Below are 22,165 nucleotides of genomic sequence, written 5' to 3' on the forward strand. Positions count from 1 at the left end.
GCTGTGGCTATTAGCCTTGCTGAGATTGTGTTACCTCAGAGATTTCAGCTGCAATGCGCTTACGCAGTGACTCACTCTGGTTTGCCGCGAGCGCGATTTGCTTGTACTCGCCCAGTTTCAGGCCTGTGTCTGTGATAGCTGTTTTCATTTTACCGCGCGCTTGCTCCTGGAGCTCAGCCGCCTTGGCTTTATCACCCGCGGTTTGGATTTGTGGCTGGTACTGCTGAGCAATAGTCTGCACGGCTACGTACGCTTCCACAAAATTTTCTACCTGTTGTTCACTCACATCAATCTGGGGTGCAGCCTCTTGTTGGGCAGCAGCAGATGCTGTTTTCTGGGTGTCCTGAGCTTGCGCCAGTGCAGCGCCAGATGCCAGTCCAGACGTGAGAAGTACGGTCAGTAGGGATTGTTTTACAAACTTCATAAGGAACTCCTTAGCGTTGTAGTATGGACGCCGGTCGCTGCTGGGGCAATTCACACCTCGGCATACGCCGTCGATTTTTGAACCTCAATGGCCATCGGGCAATTCTGAGTACAAAAAGTTCGCAATTTTTTGTACTCAAATTTTTTATTACCGCTGCTCAGGTACTTATAGCCAAAATTAATTACGCTATTTTTTGCCTGTACCAGCGCGGTGGTGGTGGCCACACACATTTTTTGAACCAACCCCCTGCAATGAATTGCCATAAATAAACCAGTATTGCGGCCACGCTAACATGAATGCAGGGAAAATTGCCATCGCACGGGGCGCGAACATCATGTAGAATGCGCAGCGGAGTTGGCCAGGCAATCGCTGCTCTCGTAAGAGAGGGGAGGAAAGTCCGGGCTCCACAGGGCAGGGTGCCAGATAACGTCTGGGCGGCGTGAGCCGACGACCAGTGCAGCAGAGAGTAAACCGCCTAAGCGCGCAAGCGCCGGTAAGGGTGAAAGGGTGCGGTAAGAGCGCACCGCGTCGCTGGTAACAGTGTACGGCACGGTAAACTCCACCCGGAGCAAGACCAAATAGGATCCCAGTACGTGCGGCCCGCATGGGGATCGGGTAGGTTGCTTGAGTCAGTGAGTAATTGCTGACCTAGAGGAATGATTGCCCATGACAGAACCCGGCTTACGGCCAACTCCACCCCTTTCCTGAATCCATTCAAGTCATAGTACTCTCCACGTTATGCGGCGCTACCTAAGGCACGCCGGTGACGCTGGGTCTTCGTGTTTTGTCCTACTCTGCTAGCCGCTTTACATCCTTTACTGCTTCTCATCCAGGTTACTGACGTGTAGGCTAAAGTCTCCTGTTATCCGAACAGGGAAAGACGTTTTAAAAGGACATACTATGCGGATCACCACTCTCATTATTGCCACCGGCGTATTTGCTGCTGTCGGGGTTGGTGCAACCTTCTTTACAAAAAATCAATATAACACTGCGCTCGCCAATCAGATTGCGATAACAAAAAGCCATTACGCAGACATGGGGTTGAATGTATCCCGTGATGTGACTCAAAGTGACTGGTTCGGTTTTACTGATGTCATTACTGTCACGGCAGATTCGGAGCTGTTGCCGGTGCTTGGGTTGAATGAGGAGGTTGATGGAGCAGTTAGAGTGTCAATGACAGGTGACTGTCAGATCCTGCCACTGTACGTGACCTGTGAGCACCGCTTCGATAAAGGGGAGAACCTTTCCGAGGGTATTGTCAGTGCGTTGCAGCAAGTCGACTATTCATTCAGATCGTCGGTAAACGCGTTGGCAGGCGAATTACAGCAAACATTGGTTACCAGCGAGGTCGTACTGAACAATCAGCAGGGAAAAATTACCTTTCGTCCGTTATCTCTGACCAGCGAAAGTAACTTGTCCTTGTCTGAACTAGAGGTGGAAGGCACCTGGGGCGGTCTCTCACTGGAAGACTCACCCGCGGGTGCGCAGGTGACATTAGACCAGGTAAATATTAAAACCGACATGGAGCGACTTGCCGGCATGCTGTACCTCGGTGAAGCACGACTGACCATCGAAAAGCTGGCAGTGGGTACGTCTGCACAATCACAGGTATCTGAAGTAGAAGGCATTACGCTAAAAACGGTTACCAGTGAACTGGACAATGAGACTTTCGCTATTTCTTATGGTGTTGAGGCCAACAGCGTAGCGACAGTTCAGGGTGGCATCCCACTGAGGTTAACCGATTTTAGAACCGATATGGCAGTCTCAGGAATGAGTCAGCAGGGGCTTAAGTACTTCATGGGCGTCTCGGAATCGGGTATGACCCAGAGCGCTGCTGACAGCGATGCCATGCTGGCAGAAATTGGCAAAAATCAACTCACCCTGGCTATTAACCAAATAGCAGTTAAATATAACGATATCCCTTTTTCAGCGAACGGTAAATTTATACTCGCCCCCTTCGACGAAGCCACCCTGGAGGCCGGGACATTAACCTCTAAACTCAGCGGCAAGCTGGCTATTCTGTTGGGTGGGGCAGCGCCCGAGCAGTTACCCCAGCTGGCACCGATGTTGCGCCAGTACCAGCAAATGGGGGTGGTAGAAACCACCTCAGAGGGTGACTTTACCACTACGTTGACCATCGCCGATAGGCAACTGTCTGCCAACGGTATTATCATAACCACGCTGTAACGGTTCGGCTGTTACCCTACCAATGACTACTTGCCTGGCGCCGGATCTCGGAAGCGCTGGGCAAGCACACAAAGTGTAATGGCATACACAGGTAGCCAGAACGTGGAGACGTTCACGTCATACACGGACTGAATAAGCAGTGCCAGCACCGCACACCGACATGCCAGCTGGTAGTGACCGTGTGAGTGGCTGCGGCCAAACATACCGCTTATCAGAGCACCGAGCATAATGGCCAGCAGCACCGTGCCAGCAATACCCTGGGTAGCGAGAGTTTCCAGGTAGTCGTTATGTACACGCTGCGACATGCCACTGTTGCCCAGCGATGGCGGTTTGTATTGGTGTTGTACATAGGGGTAGGTGCCGGCGCCACTGCCGGTCAGCGGATATTCCTTAATCACTTCCAGCGCCGTGCTGTGCAACTGTAAGCGACCGTTATCCTCCAGAGCATCATTTTTAAAGCGATCAAAAGCGGCAGACTGGGTAAACAGCACTGCCAACAGACCCGCTGCTATCACCCCGCCCAATATGACTTTTTTATTGAGCCAGCGCTGCCGTTGTTCACGGTAACGCAAGAGGTGCCCCCCGGTGACTGCCGCGCTACTTACCATCAGCGCCAGTAACGCACCCCGTGAGCTGGTATTCAGCAGTGTGAATATAAGGCAGAGAAACATTATCACCACAATAGCTAATCGAGTCAGTGCCACCCTGCGGTTGTTGTGCTTAATAAACGTAGGGCTGAACAGTACCCGATATTGTCGGGCGCACCAGACCAGGGCGAGCGGAAGGGTCATCACCAGATAAATGGCGTACTGATTTTTGTAGCTGTACGGGCCACGTATACCGTCCTGCCAGGGCAAGTCCCAGGGTGGGTTGGCAGCACTTAGCTCAAACAGGCCGCCACTGAAAAAATTCAGTAGCCCGTATAAGGCGGTAACTGTCGCTACGCCTACGCATACATGCAGCCAGCGGCGCGCAGCCTGCGGAGTACGTACCAGCCATAACAAAGTGGGAATTAACGCCACCAGGGCTAAGTATTTGAGGCACTCAAGTGCGGTCGCGTACCAGTATACAGACAGGTAGGCTGAGTCATTGCCGGGCGTAAGCTCATACCATTGGGCTGCCGCAGGGCTGAGGGACGAGAGCAGGTCTGAGTCCAGGGGCAACAGCGACAAGGTGTTGTACAACACCCAGCAAGTTCCGGCTATTAACGCAAGCTGCACGTTTCGCCTCAACGGTTTTGCTGGGGGCCGGGTCATCACAGCGAACCCCATAGTGAGAAAAATAAGGCTAACCAGTGTCATTTGTTCCCACACCAGCTCACCCCCATGTAACCAGGGTGCCACCACCAGTAAGCTGGCCAACATTGATTGCGCCGCAATACGGGGGAGCCTAGCGAAGCGTCGGGGTGACATAAATAGCATGCAATGTTTGCAGTAACACGGAGGTTGCGCGGTTCGGCGAAAACCGGGTAAAGGGCGCAAAAGAACGGGATTCATACATGGCATTAAGAATACGCACACGGCTACTTTCTTCTGCCAGCATACTGCGGATAAGTGGCCCACTTTGTTGCTGGATATCTGCCGGCAGCGCTGGCCACTCATCGACAATGACCGGCCCAAGGATCCACTGGGCGGACTTTTCCAATGCGCCCTGTTGTAACGCCAGCCGCAAGGCAGACAATCGTTCAAATAAAGGCAGGTTACGTTGCCAGTCAAGCCAGACCTGCAAACTCAGGGCATCATAATGAGACGGCTGGAGACCACGGGCCAGATTGATTTCAGCTTGTGCCGCTGCCAGCATTTCCTGACGTTTTTGCTGAGGGTACTGGCTGAACGTAGCTTGCATGGCGTACAGTTTAGCCAGTGCTAAATGACCCTCAGCGTAGGGCGGGAGCCGGTCTGATAGTTCCTGCAGTTGTTGTTGGGTGTCGGATAGTTTTGTCAGAGCAGGGTATTGTTCACTCTTAAACCAGTGCCGGATGGTAAGGGCATGGGAATCGATAGCATAGGTGAGGACAGCCAGATACACCGCGGCAGTAAGCGCGATGAGCGCCAGTGATAACGCCAGCCACCGGTGTGCCCGCGAGTGCCTGAGAGTGGGCCACGCCGGTTGCCGCTCCGCGTGTTTTTGGGCGGGTAGAGCAGACAGTCCCATTGTGATAATCCTTTACTGGAAAAATGGGTGCCTTGCCTCAGCTATGCCGTAGAGGGGATGCTGAAACAAAACACATATCTGCTCACAAGGTATGCGAAATACCTGCCAGGTGCAAAGGTCTTTGGCGCTTTATTTACTTTTGGGGGGGCCGCATTAAATCAGGCCTGGGAAATACCGGCCGCTTCCGCTGGTATTTCAGGTTGGGCCCACACACGGATTTTTTCATGCAGATCTTCAGCTTCGAAAGGCTTACTCAGGTAATCGTTCATGCCGGCCTGCAGACAAATATCCCGGTCTCCTTTCATGGCGTTGGCAGTGAGCGCGATGATTGGAATGTGACGGTAGCTGTCACCCGCTTCTCCGCCGCGGATCCGTCGGGTGGCTTCAAAGCCGTCCATCACCGGCATCTGGCAGTCCATCAGAATAATATCGAAATGAACTTTGGGGTTATGCAGTGCATTCAGAGCCTCCCGGCCAGATTTAGCACACAGGGTTTTGTGCTGTTGCAAATGCTGGCAGGCAATGACCCGGTTTATTTCATTATCTTCCACTACCAGAATAGTCAGCTTGTCTTTCGGCGCCGCCAGCGGGCTTGTATTATGTGGAAGGCGGGGCGGTATGGGCGGACTGATTGCTTGTTTTAGCATGAGGTGACAGGTAAAGGTACTGCCCTGGCCTTTTTGGCTTTTCGCCTCAATATCTCCATGCATTAACTGGCAAAGTTGACGTGTTATCGACAGCCCGAGCCCGGTGCCACCGTACTGGCGGGAAGTAGACATGTTCTCCTGCACAAATTGTTCAAAGATGGTGTCCAGCTTTTCGTTATCTATTCCGACGCCGCTGTCACTTACCTCCATGGTGAGCTTTCTGGCCGGGCTGTCTTCTCCGGCAACAGGCTGCAAGATGACAGTTACGGAAATACTGCCAGTATGAGTAAACTTCAGTGCGTTACTTAACAGGTTAGTGAGAATTTGCCGCACACGGACTGCGTCACCGATCACCGCCGCTGACTGACCTAATTTAAACGAGACACTGAACGCGAGGCCTTTGTCCTCGCATTGCAGCCGGAAGTTTTCGGTAATGCTCGTTAGCTCTTCGCGCAGATCAAAGGGCGCATGTTCTACCTGCAACTGACCGGCTTCGATTTTAGAAAAATCCAGAATATCGTTGATGATATGCAGCAGACTATTGGTACTGCTGGTGGCCAGTCTGAGGTACTCTTTCTGCTGGCCATTTAAGCTGGTGCTGCTGAGCAATTGCAGCAACCCGGAGATGCCATGAATAGGAGTGCGGATTTCATGACTCATGCTTGCTAAAAAGCCGGCTTTAATTTTTACTGATTCTTCCGCTTTTTGTCTGGCCTCTTCCAGGAACCTGGTTGCCTGCTCCTGCTCGGTCACGTCCTGTTGAAAGCCAATGTAATGGGTCACGGTGCCCTCTGAGCTCACGGGTGTGAGGATCAGGCGGTTCATAAACGGCTCACCGTTTTTGCGGTAATTTAACAAGGTCACGTCCACCGGCTGGCGCTTAGCAATGGCGTGACGTATCCGTGCCACGTTACCTCTGGAGGTACCACTGCCTTGCAGCATGCGGCAGTTCCTGCCGATAATTTCGTCTGGCCGGTACCCCGTGAGCTTCTGAAAGGCCTGATTCACGTACACCACAGGGTGATCGTGGGACTGAATATCTGTGATCACCGTGGCCACCGTCGCTTCATCGATGGCCTGGTTCAGCAGCTTCACATGACTTTCCAGTGACCGCTGGCGGGTCATATCTTCGCCTACATAAATAGTGCCTGTGCGGTTGTGATTGCTATCCAGTAGCGGAATTGCGCTCCACGCTATGCGCATATCTTTTTCGTTCTTTTGGGCCGGGTAGTGTAATTCGGTGACCGACGTCGAAATAAGATGAGGGTGGAGATCCTTTGCGAACTGACTTTCGTCAATATTATGTTGCTGACAGAATCGCTTCAGGCGCTGATTACTTAACAGAGTATCGTAACGTTCATCGGCCACCAGTAGCATCTCACCTAATGAGTCGAGCACATTAGTAAACTGTTCATTGGAAAGTGACACTTCTAACAGATTGCGGGTGAGCGAATAAAATGCCTGGCGAATGTCGGCCAGCTCCAGGGGCTCGTTGTGCAGGTGTTGCGCCTTGGGTGGCTCGCCCGTGGCCGCTGCCATTTCTAAATCATCATATAAGCCGCGCAACGTGGTACCGGCAAAAAAAGCCGTCCGTCTGGCGGTGTACATACTGACGAAAATCAAAGAGCCAATAACCATCGCCAGCAGTGGAAGTAACCAATACACGGTGGTGAACGCATGCTGAAATGACCACTGACTGGTAAACACCAGGCTGCGCCAGGCGACCTTTTTCTGCAGCATCCAGGCAGGCGGTGTGGGGTCAAGTGTGGTCCCCGGCGGATACTGAGTCTGGTTGTTACTGAATAAAATTGTTTCACTGGGGCTGGTAATAAGCAGGTTGCTGGCTGTGTCTGGCATTTCAATGACTGACTGCAAATTAGGGATATACAGCACCATGGCGCCTTCCGCTATATCATTGATAAGTACCGGTGTGGCAATGAGTACACCATCCTCTGAAATTGCTGTGAATGGCCGTGACTGGCTAAGCGTGGCTTCCTGCCAGGTGTTGCGCAATGTCGCGGGAACCACTTTCTGCCAGTATGGGGCGACCATTGGTCTGCCGGTAAAATCAAACAGTCCCAGCGTTTGCTGTGGGGCTTCGGTGAGCCGGAGTGAACGGATAAACAGGGGCAGGTAATTATCCCGGTATTCAAAGTCGATAAAGCTGTTAATGAGCAGATGATTTTGCGAAAGATTCGCCATATGCCCCTGGGTATTTTCTAAAAACACCATCAGTTCATCTTGTAAAGCGGCAATCTGGCGCCGTTGCTGGTTATCGGCTTGTTCTTGGGCAACCACGTAGGCAAGCAACAAAATAACGGCACTGATCGCCACAGTGATGACAACCAGTCGGGGAAGTATTTTCGCCAGCAGCTGCTGATAAAGAGAGCGTTGTGGCATTAGTGATGGGCGTCCCTTGGCAGTAACCGGCCCTGGCTACTGTAGCTGGCCATAAAATAATCCTCAGCCCACAGTGCATCGTGGCGTGATGCAGTAAAGGGAGACGCGTAGCGCTTGACTGCACCACGAAACTGACTGATTTGCTCAAGCGCCGTGCGCAGCGCGTTGGTGTCAGTGCTGCCTGTCTGGCGTACTGCTTCAGCCAACATTAATGTAAGATCATAGGCATGGGCTAAGCCGGTCACGGCGGGAATATTCTGAGCTTCAACATCGCCGTAATCCCGCCGGTAGCTGGCTAACAACGCCAGCGCCTCCGGGTGCCGTTGGCGCAGAAAGCTGAAAGTTTGCAACACGCAAATGTCCATCTCTGCTAACGTCTTAAGTCCGACATTTTCCACAAAGTTACCCCCGGCGATCCCCCAGTGCGAAATGATGGGTTTCTGCGGTTGCCCCGTTTGGTGCAGAGAATTGATTACCACACTGCCTTCCGGCGCGTTGGTGACCAACATAACGGCATCGACATCGCTCTCAAGGAGGGTACTGGCCCCACCAAACTCGGGTTGTTGCCAGTTTATCCAGTACACGCTGTCAATGGTGACGCCGGCTGCGGCTGCCGCCTGAGAAATAGAGGTTTCGTTAGAACGCCCCCAGGCGGTGCGCTCCAGTACTAAAGCTACCCGCTTAAAGCCTCTTTCGGTGGCGTGTGCCACCATGACTTTGCCGGCTTCAGCATCCCGAACCGAGATCCGGAATACGTTGTTGGGGACGTAGCCATTATCCACCACCTGGGTGCCTGCAGCCCAGGGACCCAGGTAGAGCAGGTTCTTTTCATGGATCACTGGCAATGAGGCTAATGCCACCGGGGTATGCACACCACCTACTACTGCCAGAATGCCTTCTGTTTCAGCGAGTTGACGGATATTGTGGATCCCCCGGGCGGGATTACCCCTATGATCCTTCTGAATAACTTTAACCCGCTTGCCCAGCAGGCCACCCTCCTGGTTGATTTGCGCTACCGCCAGTTCCACGCCACGGGAAATTGCCACACCACCTTCTACGGCTACCGCAGAGAGGTCGGCATCTATACCAATATACATATTCGCCGACTCAGCCTGAGCGAGCTGGGGCATCCATAGCCAGCAGCAAAGCAAGAGTTTGATTGGCAATAAATATTTTAACGGCGTCTTCATGAGGCTTATTCTTTCCCTAACTTACGCCCGGTTAATGCGTAAGAATTTACCTTTAAAGACTAGCTCTATTTATACTATTCAGATAGTTGGCAGCCGCTAAATTGCGAAAAATTATGCTAAAGTTGTAGTGGTTTGCCGCTTGCGGTAATTAATAGAGCCATTTCCTTGCACTCTGTAGGTTAGGGTCGTAGCGTATAGTTATTGTTTAACTCATTAACTCAGGCCAGCGACTTACATATGAACAACGGGCGTCCATCAATCGTCGACATTGAAGCCAGCGGGTTTGGCGCTGACAGCTACCCCATTGAAATAGGAGTGGCCAGGGACGACGGTGCCCTGTTTTGTCGCCTGATAAAGCCTTATCCGGAGTGGACACACTGGGATCAACACGCCCAGACACTGCACGGCATCAGCCGTCAGCACTTATCGGAGTACGGCGAAGACCCCCGAACCGTGTGCCAGCAGCTCAATCAATTCCTCGGCGAACGCACTGCCTATTCTGATGGCTGGGTGGTGGATAAACCCTGGCTGACCAAACTGTATGCAGCAGCTAACGTTAATATGTCATTCCAGCTCTCAGCGCTGGAATACCTGCTCTCTGAGGCTCAAATGCAACGCTGGCACGAGGTCAAGCGGGCTATGCTTGACCAGGATCAGGATCTCCGCCACCGTGCCAGTGCCGATGCACAGCTTATTCAGTCTACATTTATGAAAACGGCTGAAAAAGCTGCCGTTTTAAAAAACGAAACCGGAGAATAAGGGTGGGGCAACAGCGACGATGTGGAATTATCGGGGGAATGAGCTGGGAGTCGACATTGCTGTATTATCAGCATATTAACCGTCTTATCGGTGAGCGGTTGGGCGGCCTGCACAGCGCCGATCTGCTTATTCACAGCGTGGATTTTGAACCCATTGCTCACCTTCAGCATGCTAATGACTGGGCCGCACTTGGGAAGCAGTTAGCCACCAGTGCCAGAGCATTGCAGTTAGCCGGCGCTGAGGGCATTGCCATTGCCACCAATACCATGCATTACGTCGCGTCAGATATTATTGATAATATTGATGTCCCACTGCTACATATCGGGGATGCTGCGGCGACCGCCTGTCGTCAGCAAAACGTAAAACGGGTGGGGTTACTGGACACCACAGCTATTCACGCAGAGGCCATTGCTGACTGGAAGCTGGAAACACACGCTGTCTGAATACACGCTTTAATAAAAAGCACCTGATGTTGCGTTCATCTCAAAGCGCCCCTCAGAAATGATACTGAATCCCCAGGTTCAGCGAATTTACTTCCTTTTCGCCCACTTCCCGGTGTTCAAACTCCACTGCCATGTTTAATGCCTCACGATCGCCAATCAACCATCCAACGCTGGCAGCTACCCCTGCATTTTCCGGCAGTGTCACCCAGCTGAGGGGCTGAAGGTAAGCATTATTACTGGCCTGCACCCTTGCAAATACGTGTTGTGAGGAGGTAGCTGACACGGTGCGGCTGGCTGACAGGGTAATTGAGTCCAGGGGAGAGGCATGGGTAATAGTATCTATCCAGATTTCCTGTGCGGGCAGGGTGCGTTGATGTTGAATATCGAACGACCATAGCGGTAATGCCGTGCTGCGGTAGGTAATGTCGTGGGCAGAAGGCGCTGAAAGGGCCGGCAGCCTGACCTCCTGACTGGTCACGTTTGGCATCTGCTCTGCGTAAACAGGTGCAGAAAAAACAACGATAATTATCCATACCCGCCACAGTAATTTCATGCGAGATCTTCCAGTGAGTGTGTGCAATTTTAATACGTAACGTCCTTCTTTCTTATCGTGCTAAATACAGGAAAGGGCAGACACAGCTATTACGTCGATGGCGTCATGGCCATCAGTTTCTAGTGTAGTTGGGAGTACGAAAGATAGATAATAAACATTGAGTGTTTTTTGTTCGCTATTGTTATTTAGCTATAGCGAAAAGAGATAAGTGAGGAATAGCCTGGGCTCGGGAGAAGTACGCGTCCACAGTTAAACCGCGGACGCGTGAATATTACAGTGCGGCGCGCAGCGCCTCTGCTTTATCCGTTTTTTCCCATGGGAAAATATCGCGGCCAAAGTGACCATAAGCTGCGGTTGGACGGTAAATTGCACGTTCCAAATCCAGCATTTTAATCAGACCGTACGGACGCAAATCGAAGTGATCACGCACCAGTGCTACCAGTGTGGCTTCGTCAACTTTGCCGGTACCAAACGTTTCAATACTGATGGAGGTGGGCTGAGCCACGCCGATAGCATAAGAAATCTGAATTTCGCAGCGTTTCGCCAGACCTGCGGCCACAATATTTTTGGCCACATAGCGGCCCGCATAGGCCGCAGAACGGTCAACCTTTGATGGATCCTTACCGGAAAAGGCGCCACCGCCGTGACGTGCCATACCGCCGTAGGTATCGACGATAATTTTACGCCCGGTCAGACCGCAGTCACCCATAGGTCCGCCAATGACGAAACGGCCAGTGGGGTTAATATGAAACTGTGTGTCTTTGTCGAGCCACTCGGCAGGCAAGACCGGTTTAATGATTTCTTCCATTACCGCTTCACGCACCTGGGCCGTTGATACGGTGTCGCAATGCTGGGTAGACAGCACCACGGCATCGATACCCACTGGTTTGTGGTTCTCGTATTTAAACGTCACCTGACTTTTCGCATCCGGACGCAGGAAGTCGAGCTTGCCTGACTTACGCACTTCGGCCTGGCGCTGAACCAGCCGGTGTGAGTACGTAATTGGCGCGGGCATCAGCACCTCGGTTTCATCGGAAGCGTAGCCAAACATCAGGCCCTGATCACCGGCACCCTGTTCTTCAGGACTTTGTCTGTCAACGCCCTGGTTGATGTCTGGCGACTGTTTACCAATGGCGTTGAGTACAGCACACGAGTCGGCGTCAAAGCCCATATCTGAATGCGTGTAGCCAATGTCTTTTACGGTTTGCCGTGTGAGCTCTTCAATATCTACCCACGCAGAGGTGGTAATTTCCCCGCCAACCAGTACCATACCGGTCTTGACGTAGGTCTCACAAGCTACCCGGGCAGTGGGATCCTGTTCTAAAATGGCGTCCAGCACCGCATCAGAAATCTGATCGGCTATCTTATCCGGGTGTCCTTCTGACACCGACTCGGAAGTGAACAAATGCGTGGCCATATAATCTCCGTGCGCGTTATCACAATATTAACAGTATTGTACTGGTTTAGATTGGAAATGCCAGTCTTTACTTCTAGACGTCTAAAAGTCTGTTCGTTACGATTAGTTGACAGTTCTGGTTCGAATCAGTGGCATTAAAAGCCGCCCGAGCAAACCTTATACTGGCATGTTTTCGGGTTATCGGCGCCGCAACCCATTAGATAAGCAAAATCCATTGAACTGAAGCAGCCCATGAGTAAGAATACCCCTCATTCAGATAAACGGGTGCGCCTGTCTGTCTGCGCTGCCTTGAGTGAATTACCGAGGCGGCGTTTCGCCACCCACCTTCGAACCGAAATCAGGAGACATCATGCCCTCTCGCCGTGAACTCGCCAACGCCATTCGCGCGTTAAGTATGGACGCAGTACAAAAAGCAAAATCCGGTCACCCCGGCGCCCCTATGGGAATGGCCGACATTGCGCAGGTATTGTGGGGAGACTTCCTTGCTCACAACCCGGCCAACCCTAACTGGGCTAACCGTGACCGCTTTGTGCTTTCTAACGGCCATGGCTCCATGTTGCTGTATTCTTTGTTGCACCTGTCAGGTTACGACCTGCCGTTAGAAGAGCTGAAGCAGTTCCGTCAGTTGCACTCAAAAACACCGGGCCACCCTGAGTTTGGTTATGCGCCGGGCATCGAAACCACCACAGGTCCACTAGGCCAGGGTGTGAGCAATGCCGTGGGTATGGCACTGGCTGAAAAGGTATTGGCGGCACAGTTTAACCGCGATGAACACGACATTGTTGATCATTACACCTATGCCTTCCTAGGCGATGGCTGCCTGATGGAAGGGATCTCCCATGAGTCCTGCTCACTGGCTGGCACATTAGGCCTGGGCAAACTGATTGCGTTCTGGGATGACAACGGCATTTCCATTGACGGTGAAGTCGAGGGCTGGTTTACCGATAATACGCCAGAGCGCTTCCGCGCCTATGGCTGGCAGGTCATTGAGAACGTGGATGGTCACGATGCCCAGCAGGTGACCGACGCCATTGAAGCCGCGCGTAGCAATACCGATCAGCCTACGCTGATTTGCTGCCGTACCGTTATTGGCTTCGGTGCGCCAAATAAGCAGGGTAAAGAGTCGTGTCACGGCGCCCCGCTTGGTGAAGATGAAATCGCTGCTACCCGCGAAGCGCTGGACTGGGCGCATGGTCCTTTTGAAGTGCCGGACGACATTTACGCAGGCTGGGATGCAAAAGCAAAAGGCAACCAGGCTGAACAAGACTGGAATGACAAGTTTGCTGCGTATAAAGAAGCGCACCCTGAACTGGCGGCTGAATTCGCTCGCCGGGTTGCCGGTGAGCTGCCGGAAAACTTCATTGCCGAAGCAGACAAAATCATTGCTGACCTGCAGGCCAACCCGGAGTCTGTGGCTACCCGTAAAGCATCACAAAATGCCCTGAATGCATTCGGGCCTATGTTACCGGAATTGTTAGGCGGTTCGGCCGACCTGGCGGGCTCCAACCTGACTATCTGGTCGGGCAGTAAGGGCGTAGATAAAGACGACGCCAGTGGCAACTATATCTACTACGGCGTGCGCGAATTTGGTATGTCAGCCATCATGAACGGCATTACCCTGCATGGTGGCTTTAAAGCCTACGGTGCAACCTTCCTGATGTTCATGGAATATGCCCGTAACGCAGTACGTATGGCGGCACTGATGAAGCAGCCGGCGATTTTCGTATACACCCATGACTCCATTGGTCTGGGCGAAGACGGTCCGACCCACCAGCCAGTAGAGCAGGTAGTGGCACTGCGTGCTACGCCGAATCTGGATAACTGGCGTCCGTGTGACCAGGTTGAGTCAGCCGTATCGTGGAAAGCCGCGCTACTGCGAAATGACGGACCGACGTCTCTGATCTTCACCCGTCAGGGTCTGCCGCAACAATCACGCACCAGTGAGCAGGTGAAAGATATTGAGAAGGGCGGTTACATTCTGGTGGATTGCGACGGCGAGCCAGAACTGATCCTGATCGCCACCGGCTCAGAAGTGCAGCTGGCAGTCAGTGCCGCGGACACGCTGAAAGCCCAAGGCAAACAGGTGCGGGTAGTGTCAATGCCCTGTACCGATGTGTTTGATCGTCAGGACATCGCCTACAAAGAGCGGGTACTACCTGCGACGGTGACAAAGCGTGTGGCAGTAGAAGCGTTAGCGAAAGACAGCTGGTACAAGTATGTGGGCATGCACGGCGCCATTGTGGGAATGGACACCTTTGGTGAGTCTGCCCCGGCTGCCGACCTGTTCAAACACTTCAATATTACGGCAGAGGCCGTGGTTGAGGCGGCGCTGTCTCTGTAAACCCAGGCGGTACTCATGTTACGTGTAGCCATAAACGGGTTTGGACGCATTGGCCGGAACATATTGCGTGCGCTGTATGAAAGCGGGCGCAACCGGCTGATTGACGTGGTGGCCATTAACGACGTGGCCAAACCCGAAGGCATAGCACATCTGCTTAAATACGACACCGCCCACGGGCGGTTTGCGTTTGATGTGCACCTGGAAAACGGCGGCCTGAAAGTGGCCGGCGATGAGATACGGTTACTGGCTCAGCCAGATATTGATCTGTTGCCATGGCGCGAACTGGGTGTGGATATAGTACTGGAATGTACCGGTGTGTTCGATGACCGGGCCTCTGGCCAGGCGCACCTGGATGCCGGTGCCCGGCAAGTGCTGTTTTCATCACCGGGGACGCCGGATCTGGACAACACCATTATCTTTGGCAGCAACGAAGATACCCTGACGGCGGAGCAGCGCTTGGTGTCGAACGGATCCTGTACGACCAATTGTATCGTGCCGGTTATTCAGGCACTGGATGATGCTTTTGGCGTCCTCAGTGGCACCATCACAACTATCCACTCTTCCATGCATGACCAGCAGGTCATTGACGCCTATCACGACGATCTTCGTCGCACCCGGGCTGCCAGTCAGTCAATTATTCCCGTGGATACCCGGCTCGCCCGGGGCATCGAACGGATACTGCCGAAGTTTGCCGGCAAATTTGAAGCCATTGCGGTGCGGGTGCCGACAATCAATGTGACTGCAATGGACTTAAGTGTCACCGTGCACGATGAAGTGACGATTGAACAGGTCAACGCGGCACTGGCTGCCGTTCGTCATGGGCGTCTGGCGGGCATTCTTGGTTACACTGAAGAGCCGCTGGTGTCGGTGGACTTCAACCACGATCCGCATTCGTGCATTGTGGATGGCACCCAGACCCGGGTAAGCCACCGCCATCTGGTGAAAACGCTGGTGTGGTGTGATAACGAATGGGGCTTCGCGAACCGAATGATTGACACGGCAATGGCAATGCACCGTGTCAGTACAACGAATTAACACTTAATAAATTAGGGAGACATCATGGCTATTCCAAGCATGCAGGATTTTTCATTATCCGGGCAGCGAGTGCTGATCCGTCAGGACCTTAACGTGCCGGTCAAAAACGGCAAGGTGACGTCTGATGCCCGTATTAAAGCCTCTGTTCCGACCTTAAAAACCGCGCTGGATGCCGGTGCTGCGGTCATGGTGATGTCGCATCTGGGGCGTCCGACGGAAGGTCAGCCTGAGTCTGAGTACTCACTGCAGCCCGTGGTGGACTACCTGAACGAGGCGCTGGATGTGCCGGTAAAACTGGTTACTGATTACCTGAACGGTGTCGAGACGACCCCGGGTGAATTGTATATTCTGGAAAACGTCCGTTTCAACAAGGGCGAGAAAAGCGATGACGACAGCCTGGCAAAGCAGTACGCTGCGTTATGTGACATCTTCGTGATGGATGCGTTTGGTACGGCGCACCGTGCCCAGGCCTCTACCCACGGTGTGGCTAAGTTTGCACCGAAAGCCTGTGCCGGTCCGTTACTGGCTGCTGAGCTGGATGCGCTGGGCAAGGCACTGGATAACCCTAAGCGACCCATGGTGGCGATTGTGGGTGGCTCCAAGGTGTCGACGAAGCTGACGGTACTGAAAACACTGGCGGACAAAGTTGACCAGCTGATTGTTGGCGGCGGTATCGCCAATACGTTTATCGCTGCGCAGGGTCATAACGTGGGCAACTCGCTGGTGGAAATGGATCTGGTGGATGAAGCCAAGCGACTGATTGGCCAGGCCCAGGACAATGGCGGAGATATTCCGGTTCCCACCGATGTGGTAGTAGGCGAAGCCTTTGATGAAAACACCCCGGCGACCCTGAAGCCGGTAGACAGTATTGCCGACAGTGACATGATTTTTGATATCGGTCCTGACACTGCCGAGGTACTGGCCGATATCCTGAAAAACGCCGGCACTATAGTGTGGAACGGCCCGGTGGGTGTGTTCGAATTTGACCAGTTCAGTGCTGGCACCAAGGCCATTGCGAATGCAATTGCAGAAAGCGATGCCTTTTCCATTGCCGGCGGCGGTGACACGCTTGCGGCAGTAGATAAATATGAAATCGCTGATAAGATATCGTATATCTCTACCGGTGGTGGTGCGTTCCTGGAATTCCTGGAAGGTAAAACACTGCCGGCAGTGGCGGTACTGGAACAAAAACAAAAATAACCAGACCGCAAAGCGAGTGCCTTTTCGCTGGCTGCACAATGAGGTGCGCCAGCAAATACAAATATAACCCTACACCTGCCTTGTGCAGATACCTACAAAAGGAGTGTTGCGAATGGCATCACAAGCTCAGCAAGCCATGCTTGATAAGGTTAAAACCCAGACTGGTTTTATAGCAGCCCTTGATCAAAGCGGTGGAAGTACCCCGAAAGCATTGAAGTTATACGGTGTGGATGAGTCTGCATACAATAACGACAGCGAAATGTTTGACTTGGTACACCAGATGCGTACTCGCATAATAACCAGCAACGCGTTCAGCGGTGAGCGGATCCTGGGAGCGATCCTGTTTGAAAACACCCTGGACCGGGAAATTGAAGGCATGACCACAGCTCACTATCTATGGCAGAAAAAGCGGGTGGTACCGTTTTTGAAAGTGGATAAAGGGCTGGCTGAAGAAGCCAATGGCGTACAGGTAATGAAGCCTATGCCGGCATTGGACGCACTACTGGCCAAAGCGGTAGCGCAGGATGTCTTCGGCACCAAAATGCGTTCCGTGGTGAAACTGGCGAACCACCAGGGCATCAAAGATGTGGTTGAGCAGCAGTTTAGCGTGGGTAAGCAAATTCTGAGTGCCGGTCTGGTGCCCATTATTGAGCCTGAAGTGGATATTAACAGTCCTCAGAAAGCAGAAGCGGAAGCGCTGTTAAAGCTGGAAATTCTTGCTCAGCTGAACATGCTGGACGAAGGACAGGAAGTGATGCTCAAGCTCACCCTGCCCAATGAAGCCAACTTCTACAAAGAACTGGTAGACCATCCGCGGGTTCTCAAAGTTGTGGCGCTGTCAGGGGGCTATAGCCGTGACGATGCAAACGCTAAACTGGCTGAAAACCAGGGCATGATCGCCAGCTTCTCACGAGCGTTGACTGAAGGCATTGCGGTACAGCAAACCGAAGAAGAGTTCGAAAAGACACTGGATAATGCAATCGAAAGTATTTACCAGGCGTCTAAGGCGTAATACTCCGGACTTGCCGGTCACCTGGCCGGCAAGCTTTTATCCCCGCACAAAGTCCCAACATCCCTGCCGTGTTAACCTAATCCGCTTACTGTACCTGTAAGGTAAGCCCCAGCGACTCCCAGTAACCGACTTCCCGCTCCAGATCCGCCGACATAATAGGTTTTCCTGCCAGCCAGTCGTCAGGGAAAGTCAGTGACAGTGACGAGTTGCCGGCAGCAACGTCAAATTCGGGCACAAAGCCCTCCTGACGTTTGATATTCAACAGCACCCCCAGCCGCAGTAAGGCTATCAGGCGTAATACCGTATTGCCCGAATACTGATAGAAACTGGGAATATCTGCAGTCCGGATTTTCTTGCGGTGAAAACGCACCAGCGTGGCCAGTAATTCCTGCTGTTCCTGGGTAAAGCCGGGCATGTCCACATTTGACAGGATGTAGGCGGAGTGACGTTGCACGCCCCGGGAATTTATTTGCAGCCCCACTTCATGCAACAGGGCAGCCCAGCCCAACATGCTGCGGCAGTCCTCGGTATCCAGTTTCCATGCCGAGGCCTTGTCGAGTAAGGCTAGGGTGGTATTAAGCACCAGCGTGGCTTGCGCGGTATCGACATCGTAGCGGGTGGCCAGGCTACTGGCTGTGCGTCCACGAATGTCCGCATTGTTGAGTTCATCTTCCATCTGGTAAAGCACCCCTTCACGCAGTGCAGCAGGGGAGAAGTGCAGGCTCTGTATGCGCAGTGCCTCAAAAATGCCGATGAGGATAGCCAGACCTGCTGCCACCACTACCCGACGCTCTTCACTCAGCAGCGGGTAAGCGAGCTTGTCGATATGCCCGGCCTTTATAAATTGCTTTTTAAGCTGCTGCAGCGACTTTAACGTGAGCGGGACGTCTTTGCCCCCGTCAGCTTCGGGCTGGGCCAGGGTGTACAGGGTACGGATGGTGCCTGAGGTGCCAAGGCATTGCGCCCAGCCCAGTTTGCGATAGCGGGTTTCAATGGGCTCCAGGGTCTGGGCTGCGGAGGTGATGGCTTTCTTGAAGGCTTTATTAGTCAGTTCGCCACTGGCAAAAAAGCGCTGAGTATATGACACACAGCCCATTTGCAGACTGCGGCACAACAACGGCGTGAAGCCTTCACCAATGATGAACTCGGTGGAGCCACCGCCAATATCCACCACCAGTTGCTGGCCTTCGGAAAAGTTCGTGTGGGCCACGCCCGAATAGATGAGGCGGGCTTCTTCTGTGCCGGAGATAACTTCAATGGGGTAGGGAAGAATTGCTTTAGCCGCATCAATAAATGCCCGGGCATTTTTGGCCTTACGCAGGGTGTACGTGGCCACGATGCGCACCGAGTCAGGTTCAAAACCGCGCAGGCTCTCGGCAATGATCTTGAGCATGTCCAGGCCACGGTCAATGGCTTCCTGCGACAATACGTGGTGTTCGTCCAGCCCTTCCGCCAGCCGCACTTTCTGTTTAACGCGGTGCAGAATTTGGACTGAGCCGGCGTTAATCCGGGCTACCACCAAATGGAAACTGTTCGACCCCATGTCCAACGCGGCGACTTTCGTTGTCTCCCGGGAGGACACAGAGTTAAATGCCGATTCATGTTGATTCATAAGGCCGCCGGTTACTGTTCTTCAAGCTGTTTCAGATAATGGTAAATTTCTACCTGAGAGCGCAATTTCTTGCGGTTGCCCCGGGCCACGTACCGGTTGGTCTGATCTTTATCAATCACCCTGGCTTTAAGGGTATCCTGAAACTGGATCTCCAGAATATCAACAATCTGCTGCTGTAACTGTTTGTCGAAGATGGGGCAGCCCACCTCTACGCGGTTGTCCATATTGCGGGTCATCCAGTCGGCCGATGAAATAAAGACCTTCCTGTCCCCGCCTGATTCAAACACCATTGCTCTGGGATGCTCCAGGAACCGATCAACAATGGAAATAATTTCAATATTGTCGCTGATGCCAGGTAAGCCTGGTACCAGTGAGCACATACCCCTCACAATACCGCGAATGCGAACCCCGGCCTGACTTGCCCGGTACAGATCGTCAATTAACTCTTTATCTACCAGGTTGTTCATCTTAAATGTGATGGCGGCGTCGTGGCCTTCTTTCAGATGCTGTATTTCCTGGCGGATTAGCGACTGAATTTTGGTGCGCGCATTTAATGGCGAAATTTGCAGATGCTGAAACTTAAACCGCCGGTACGGATACTGAATCAGATCGAAGACCGCAGCGGCTTCATCCGCCAGCTCCTGATTACGAGTGAATAACGAAAAGTCGGTGTAAATCTTCGCTGTTTTTTCGTTGAAATTGCCGGTGCCGAAATGGGCGTAATTTATCAGTGAGCCGCGCTCTTCACGGGTCACCAGACACAGCTTGCTGTGAACTTTCAGGGTGGGAATACCCAGCACTACCCGGATCCCGGCGTCGGTCATGCGCTTGGACCACTCAATATTGGCTTCTTCATCGAAGCGGGCACGCAGCTCTACCACCACGGTCACTTTTTTGCCGTTGTCTACCGCATCAATCAGCGAACTGATAATACGGGAATGGCTGGCTACCCGGTAAATGTTGATGCGAATCGCTTTAACACTGGGGTCAAACGCCGCCTGCCGAACGAACTCGGTGAAGTGCAGGAACCGGTGATACGGGTAGTGCAGCAGAATATCGTGGGCGGTGATGGCGTCAAACACAGTGTTGTAACGGGAAAACCGCTGGGTATCGATAGCGGGCAGCTTACTGTGTTCGAGGTATTCCCGACCCACATTGGGAAAGCCGATAAAGTCTTTGAAGTTTCGGTAGTGACCGGCGGCGTGCATGGTATCCAGCGAGGTGATTTTCAGACGCTTACGTAAATCATGCACCATGTCTTTGGGCATGGCGGTGTCGTATATTACCCGCACCGGCTCAGCAATCAGTCGCTGTTTCATGCTCTCTGACATTTTTTCCACGTAACTTTCGTCAATCTCGTCGTTAATGGAATACTCAGAGTCCCGGGTCATTTTGAAAGAGAATGCTTCCAGTGAGTCGAACTTCACAAAACCACGGAAAATATCTTCCAGACATAGCTGAATAATGTCATCCAGCAGCACCAGATTTTTCTTCTTGCGGCTTTTCTCAGGGGGGATCTGCACGAACCGTGACATCTCCGCCGTGGGCACCTGTACTACCGCGAATTTCGGATTTCTGCCCTCGCGGCGAATAGCCACATATAAATACACGGACGTTCCGTTAAGGCGGCTGAGTAAGTCGGTAGACTTATCAATGAGAATGGGCGCTATATGACGGAGGATTTTATTGATAAACAGGTTTCGTGCCCAGGTCCGCTGAAAGTCGTTCAGCATGTCTTTACGCAGAATGTGGATGTTGTAGCGGGCCAGCGACTTCAGCGCATCTTTGTGAATACCGTCGAACTTTTCGGACAGTTTTACCACTTTTTGCTGAATTTTCTCCAGCAGGGCGATTTGCGCCTCGGCTTCTTCTTCGTTGCCATCGTTTTGCGCAATGGTAATCTGACGTTTTACATCAGCCGCGCGAACCCGGAAAAATTCATCAAGGTTATTGGAATAAATGCCCAGAAAGCGGATCCGTTCAACGGCAGGGGTGTTTTTATCGGCGGCTTCCTGAAGAACGCGCTCATTAAACGCCAGCCAGCTCAGTTCTTTTGGGTAGTATAACTCTGTGCTATCCATATATTTGGTATTTGCTCATCATTCATTGCCAGCCTGGCAGTGTTGTATGACATGGTAGTGACACTCACAGGCAAGTTCGTCGCTTAGCCGGGCGGCTTACTGACGCAGCCGTACCGGTAGGTTCAGGCATATCAGGCCCCATACTGGTGGCGGCCTGTTAGGTGAAAATTATCCCTGACGCGGGTGAATATCGACCACCAGATCGTTGGCCTGCAGCTCCAGTGCGTCTTTCAGGGCGCCCTCGTCAAAAGATTCAGGTACGGCGATGCGGGCGTGGGCCTTGAACATCAGGCTTCCCCAGTTGGGGGCACTCTCGCAGCGTGATTCAAAGGTCAGAATGTTCAGGTTGAACTGGTGCAGAATTCCGGTTAATTCCCGTACGATGCCCGGCTTATCGTTACCCATGATTTCTACATCATATTGCTGTTCGCTGGCGGTAGTTGCTTCTGCAACAGATACCGACTGCACGGTGAGGCCGTCGAGGTCGTTAAGTGCAGACACCAAGGCGTCGTGCTGCTCCTGTGGTACATGTGCTTCCACGAATCCCGTAAACATACCTGCCATATGCGCAAAGCTGGAGCCCTGCCAGTTGCCACCGTGCTGGTAAACGCATTTTGCCAGGGCGTCGACCAGGCCAGGTTTGTCTTTACCCATAACCGTAATAACGAGTGGTTGCATGCTGTGCTCCTGTTTGCGTTGCAACATTGCCG

At 52.7% G+C, this 22,165-nt stretch carries 17 protein-coding genes and 1 other RNA gene; 8 read left to right on the forward strand and 10 right to left on the reverse strand.

Translation table 11 applies throughout. The features are described from left to right. Positions 1–10: 10 nt before the first annotated feature. Positions 11–424 (reverse strand): DUF4168 domain-containing protein, encoded by a 414-nt coding sequence (locus OCL06_RS00940; RefSeq protein WP_262991849.1) that lies wholly within the window; start codon positions 422–424, stop codon positions 11–13. Between the two features lie 350 nt (positions 425–774). Between OCL06_RS00940 and rnpB the strand changes: the two genes are divergently transcribed. Both rnpB and OCL06_RS00950 read left to right on the forward strand, forming a co-directional pair. Then, positions 775–1,123: RNase P RNA component class A (gene rnpB / locus OCL06_RS00945), an RNA gene on the forward strand. 201 nt (positions 1,124–1,324) lie between these two features. Beyond that, a complete protein-coding gene (locus OCL06_RS00950; RefSeq protein ID WP_262991850.1) occupies positions 1,325–2,611 on the forward strand; it encodes a DUF945 family protein in 1,287 nt (428 codons plus the stop codon). Between the two features lie 26 nt (positions 2,612–2,637). Here OCL06_RS00950 and OCL06_RS00955 read toward each other — a convergent pair whose 3' ends face one another. The 4 genes from OCL06_RS00955 to OCL06_RS00970 all read right to left on the reverse strand — a co-directional run bounded on the left by OCL06_RS00955 (position 2,638) and on the right by OCL06_RS00970 (position 9,002). Next, positions 2,638–3,975: an O-antigen ligase family protein gene (locus OCL06_RS00955; protein WP_262991852.1), complete on the reverse strand. Its 1,338-nt coding sequence runs from the start codon at positions 3,973–3,975 to the stop codon at positions 2,638–2,640. Between the two features lie 25 nt (positions 3,976–4,000). Beyond that, positions 4,001–4,765, reverse strand: a complete 765-nt coding sequence (locus OCL06_RS00960) for a hypothetical protein (RefSeq protein ID WP_262991853.1) — start codon at positions 4,763–4,765, stop codon at positions 4,001–4,003. Positions 4,766–4,923: 158 nt separating this feature from the next. Next, positions 4,924–7,812, reverse strand: a complete 2,889-nt coding sequence (locus OCL06_RS00965) for an ATP-binding protein (protein WP_262991854.1) — start codon at positions 7,810–7,812, stop codon at positions 4,924–4,926. After that, positions 7,812–9,002, reverse strand: coding sequence for an ABC transporter substrate-binding protein (locus OCL06_RS00970; protein ID WP_262991855.1), 1,191 nt, complete (start codon positions 9,000–9,002; stop codon positions 7,812–7,814). Before OCL06_RS00970 ends, OCL06_RS00965 begins: the two co-directional genes overlap by 1 nt. 237 nt (positions 9,003–9,239) lie before the next feature. On the opposite strand from OCL06_RS00970, the gene OCL06_RS00975 reads away from it, so the two are divergent. Both OCL06_RS00975 and OCL06_RS00980 read left to right on the forward strand, forming a co-directional pair. Next, on the forward strand, positions 9,240–9,761 hold the full coding sequence (locus OCL06_RS00975; RefSeq protein ID WP_262991879.1) for a 3'-5' exonuclease: 522 nt from the start codon (positions 9,240–9,242) through the stop codon (positions 9,759–9,761). Positions 9,762–9,763: 2 nt separating this feature from the next. Continuing rightward, positions 9,764–10,204, forward strand: coding sequence for an aspartate/glutamate racemase family protein (locus tag OCL06_RS00980; protein ID WP_262991856.1), 441 nt, complete (start codon positions 9,764–9,766; stop codon positions 10,202–10,204). Positions 10,205–10,256: 52 nt separating this feature from the next. On the opposite strand, the gene OCL06_RS00985 is transcribed toward OCL06_RS00980, so the two are convergent. Both OCL06_RS00985 and metK read right to left on the reverse strand, forming a co-directional pair. Further along, entirely contained in the window at positions 10,257–10,757 is a 501-nt protein-coding gene (locus tag OCL06_RS00985) for a hypothetical protein (protein WP_262991857.1), read from the reverse strand. 271 nt (positions 10,758–11,028) lie between these two features. Further along, positions 11,029–12,174 (reverse strand): methionine adenosyltransferase, encoded by a 1,146-nt coding sequence (gene metK, locus OCL06_RS00990; RefSeq protein WP_262991858.1) that lies wholly within the window; start codon positions 12,172–12,174, stop codon positions 11,029–11,031. Positions 12,175–12,523: 349 nt separating this feature from the next. On the opposite strand from metK, the gene tkt reads away from it, so the two are divergent. From tkt to OCL06_RS01010, 4 genes are all read left to right on the forward strand, one after another. After that, the gene (gene tkt / locus OCL06_RS00995; protein WP_262991859.1) at positions 12,524–14,515 is read left to right on the forward strand and encodes a transketolase; all 1,992 of its coding nucleotides are present in this window, start codon (positions 12,524–12,526) and stop codon (positions 14,513–14,515) included. A 15-nt stretch (positions 14,516–14,530) separates the two neighbouring features. Continuing rightward, positions 14,531–15,550, forward strand: a complete 1,020-nt coding sequence (gene epd / locus OCL06_RS01000) for an erythrose-4-phosphate dehydrogenase (RefSeq protein ID WP_262991860.1) — start codon at positions 14,531–14,533, stop codon at positions 15,548–15,550. A gap of 24 nt (positions 15,551–15,574) precedes the next feature. Further along, positions 15,575–16,750, forward strand: coding sequence for a phosphoglycerate kinase (locus OCL06_RS01005; protein WP_262991861.1), 1,176 nt, complete (start codon positions 15,575–15,577; stop codon positions 16,748–16,750). A 112-nt stretch (positions 16,751–16,862) separates the two neighbouring features. Then, complete coding sequence (locus OCL06_RS01010; RefSeq protein ID WP_262991862.1) at positions 16,863–17,762, forward strand: fructose bisphosphate aldolase; 900 nt, start codon at positions 16,863–16,865, stop codon at positions 17,760–17,762. Positions 17,763–17,847: 85 nt separating this feature from the next. On the opposite strand, the gene ppx is transcribed toward OCL06_RS01010, so the two are convergent. The 3 genes from ppx to OCL06_RS01025 all read right to left on the reverse strand — a co-directional run bounded on the left by ppx (position 17,848) and on the right by OCL06_RS01025 (position 22,133). After that, complete coding sequence (gene ppx, locus OCL06_RS01015) at positions 17,848–19,374, reverse strand: exopolyphosphatase (protein WP_262991863.1); 1,527 nt, start codon at positions 19,372–19,374, stop codon at positions 17,848–17,850. Between the two features lie 11 nt (positions 19,375–19,385). Beyond that, positions 19,386–21,455, reverse strand: coding sequence for a polyphosphate kinase 1 (ppk1, locus tag OCL06_RS01020; RefSeq protein ID WP_262991864.1), 2,070 nt, complete (start codon positions 21,453–21,455; stop codon positions 19,386–19,388). Between the two features lie 168 nt (positions 21,456–21,623). After that, complete coding sequence (locus OCL06_RS01025) at positions 21,624–22,133, reverse strand: glycine cleavage system transcriptional repressor (RefSeq protein WP_262991865.1); 510 nt, start codon at positions 22,131–22,133, stop codon at positions 21,624–21,626. Positions 22,134–22,165 lie beyond the last annotated feature (32 nt).

It is taken from the genome of Alteromonas salexigens (assembly GCF_025628895.1).
In the GTDB taxonomy this organism is placed as follows: Bacteria; Pseudomonadota; Gammaproteobacteria; order Enterobacterales; family Alteromonadaceae; genus Alteromonas; species Alteromonas salexigens.

Coding starts and splice junctions, on each gene's coding strand:
- OCL06_RS00940 (WP_262991849.1), bottom strand. CDS start 424: ATGAAGTTTGTAAAACAATCCCTACTGACCGTACTTCTCACGTCTGGA.
- OCL06_RS00950 (WP_262991850.1), top strand. CDS start 1,325: ATGCGGATCACCACTCTCATTATTGCCACCGGCGTATTTGCTGCTGTC.
- OCL06_RS00955 (WP_262991852.1), bottom strand. CDS start 3,975: ATGTTGGCCAGCTTACTGGTGGTGGCACCCTGGTTACATGGGGGTGAG.
- OCL06_RS00960 (WP_262991853.1), bottom strand. CDS start 4,765: ATGGGACTGTCTGCTCTACCCGCCCAAAAACACGCGGAGCGGCAACCG.
- OCL06_RS00965 (WP_262991854.1), bottom strand. CDS start 7,812: ATGCCACAACGCTCTCTTTATCAGCAGCTGCTGGCGAAAATACTTCCC.
- OCL06_RS00970 (WP_262991855.1), bottom strand. CDS start 9,002: ATGAAGACGCCGTTAAAATATTTATTGCCAATCAAACTCTTGCTTTGC.
- OCL06_RS00975 (WP_262991879.1), top strand. CDS start 9,240: ATGAACAACGGGCGTCCATCAATCGTCGACATTGAAGCCAGCGGGTTT.
- OCL06_RS00985 (WP_262991857.1), bottom strand. CDS start 10,757: ATGAAATTACTGTGGCGGGTATGGATAATTATCGTTGTTTTTTCTGCA.
- metK (WP_262991858.1), bottom strand. CDS start 12,174: ATGGCCACGCATTTGTTCACTTCCGAGTCGGTGTCAGAAGGACACCCG.
- tkt (WP_262991859.1), top strand. CDS start 12,524: ATGCCCTCTCGCCGTGAACTCGCCAACGCCATTCGCGCGTTAAGTATG.
- epd (WP_262991860.1), top strand. CDS start 14,531: ATGTTACGTGTAGCCATAAACGGGTTTGGACGCATTGGCCGGAACATA.
- OCL06_RS01005 (WP_262991861.1), top strand. CDS start 15,575: ATGGCTATTCCAAGCATGCAGGATTTTTCATTATCCGGGCAGCGAGTG.
- OCL06_RS01010 (WP_262991862.1), top strand. CDS start 16,863: ATGGCATCACAAGCTCAGCAAGCCATGCTTGATAAGGTTAAAACCCAG.
- ppx (WP_262991863.1), bottom strand. CDS start 19,374: ATGAATCAACATGAATCGGCATTTAACTCTGTGTCCTCCCGGGAGACA.
- ppk1 (WP_262991864.1), bottom strand. CDS start 21,455: ATGGATAGCACAGAGTTATACTACCCAAAAGAACTGAGCTGGCTGGCG.
- OCL06_RS01025 (WP_262991865.1), bottom strand. CDS start 22,133: ATGCAACCACTCGTTATTACGGTTATGGGTAAAGACAAACCTGGCCTG.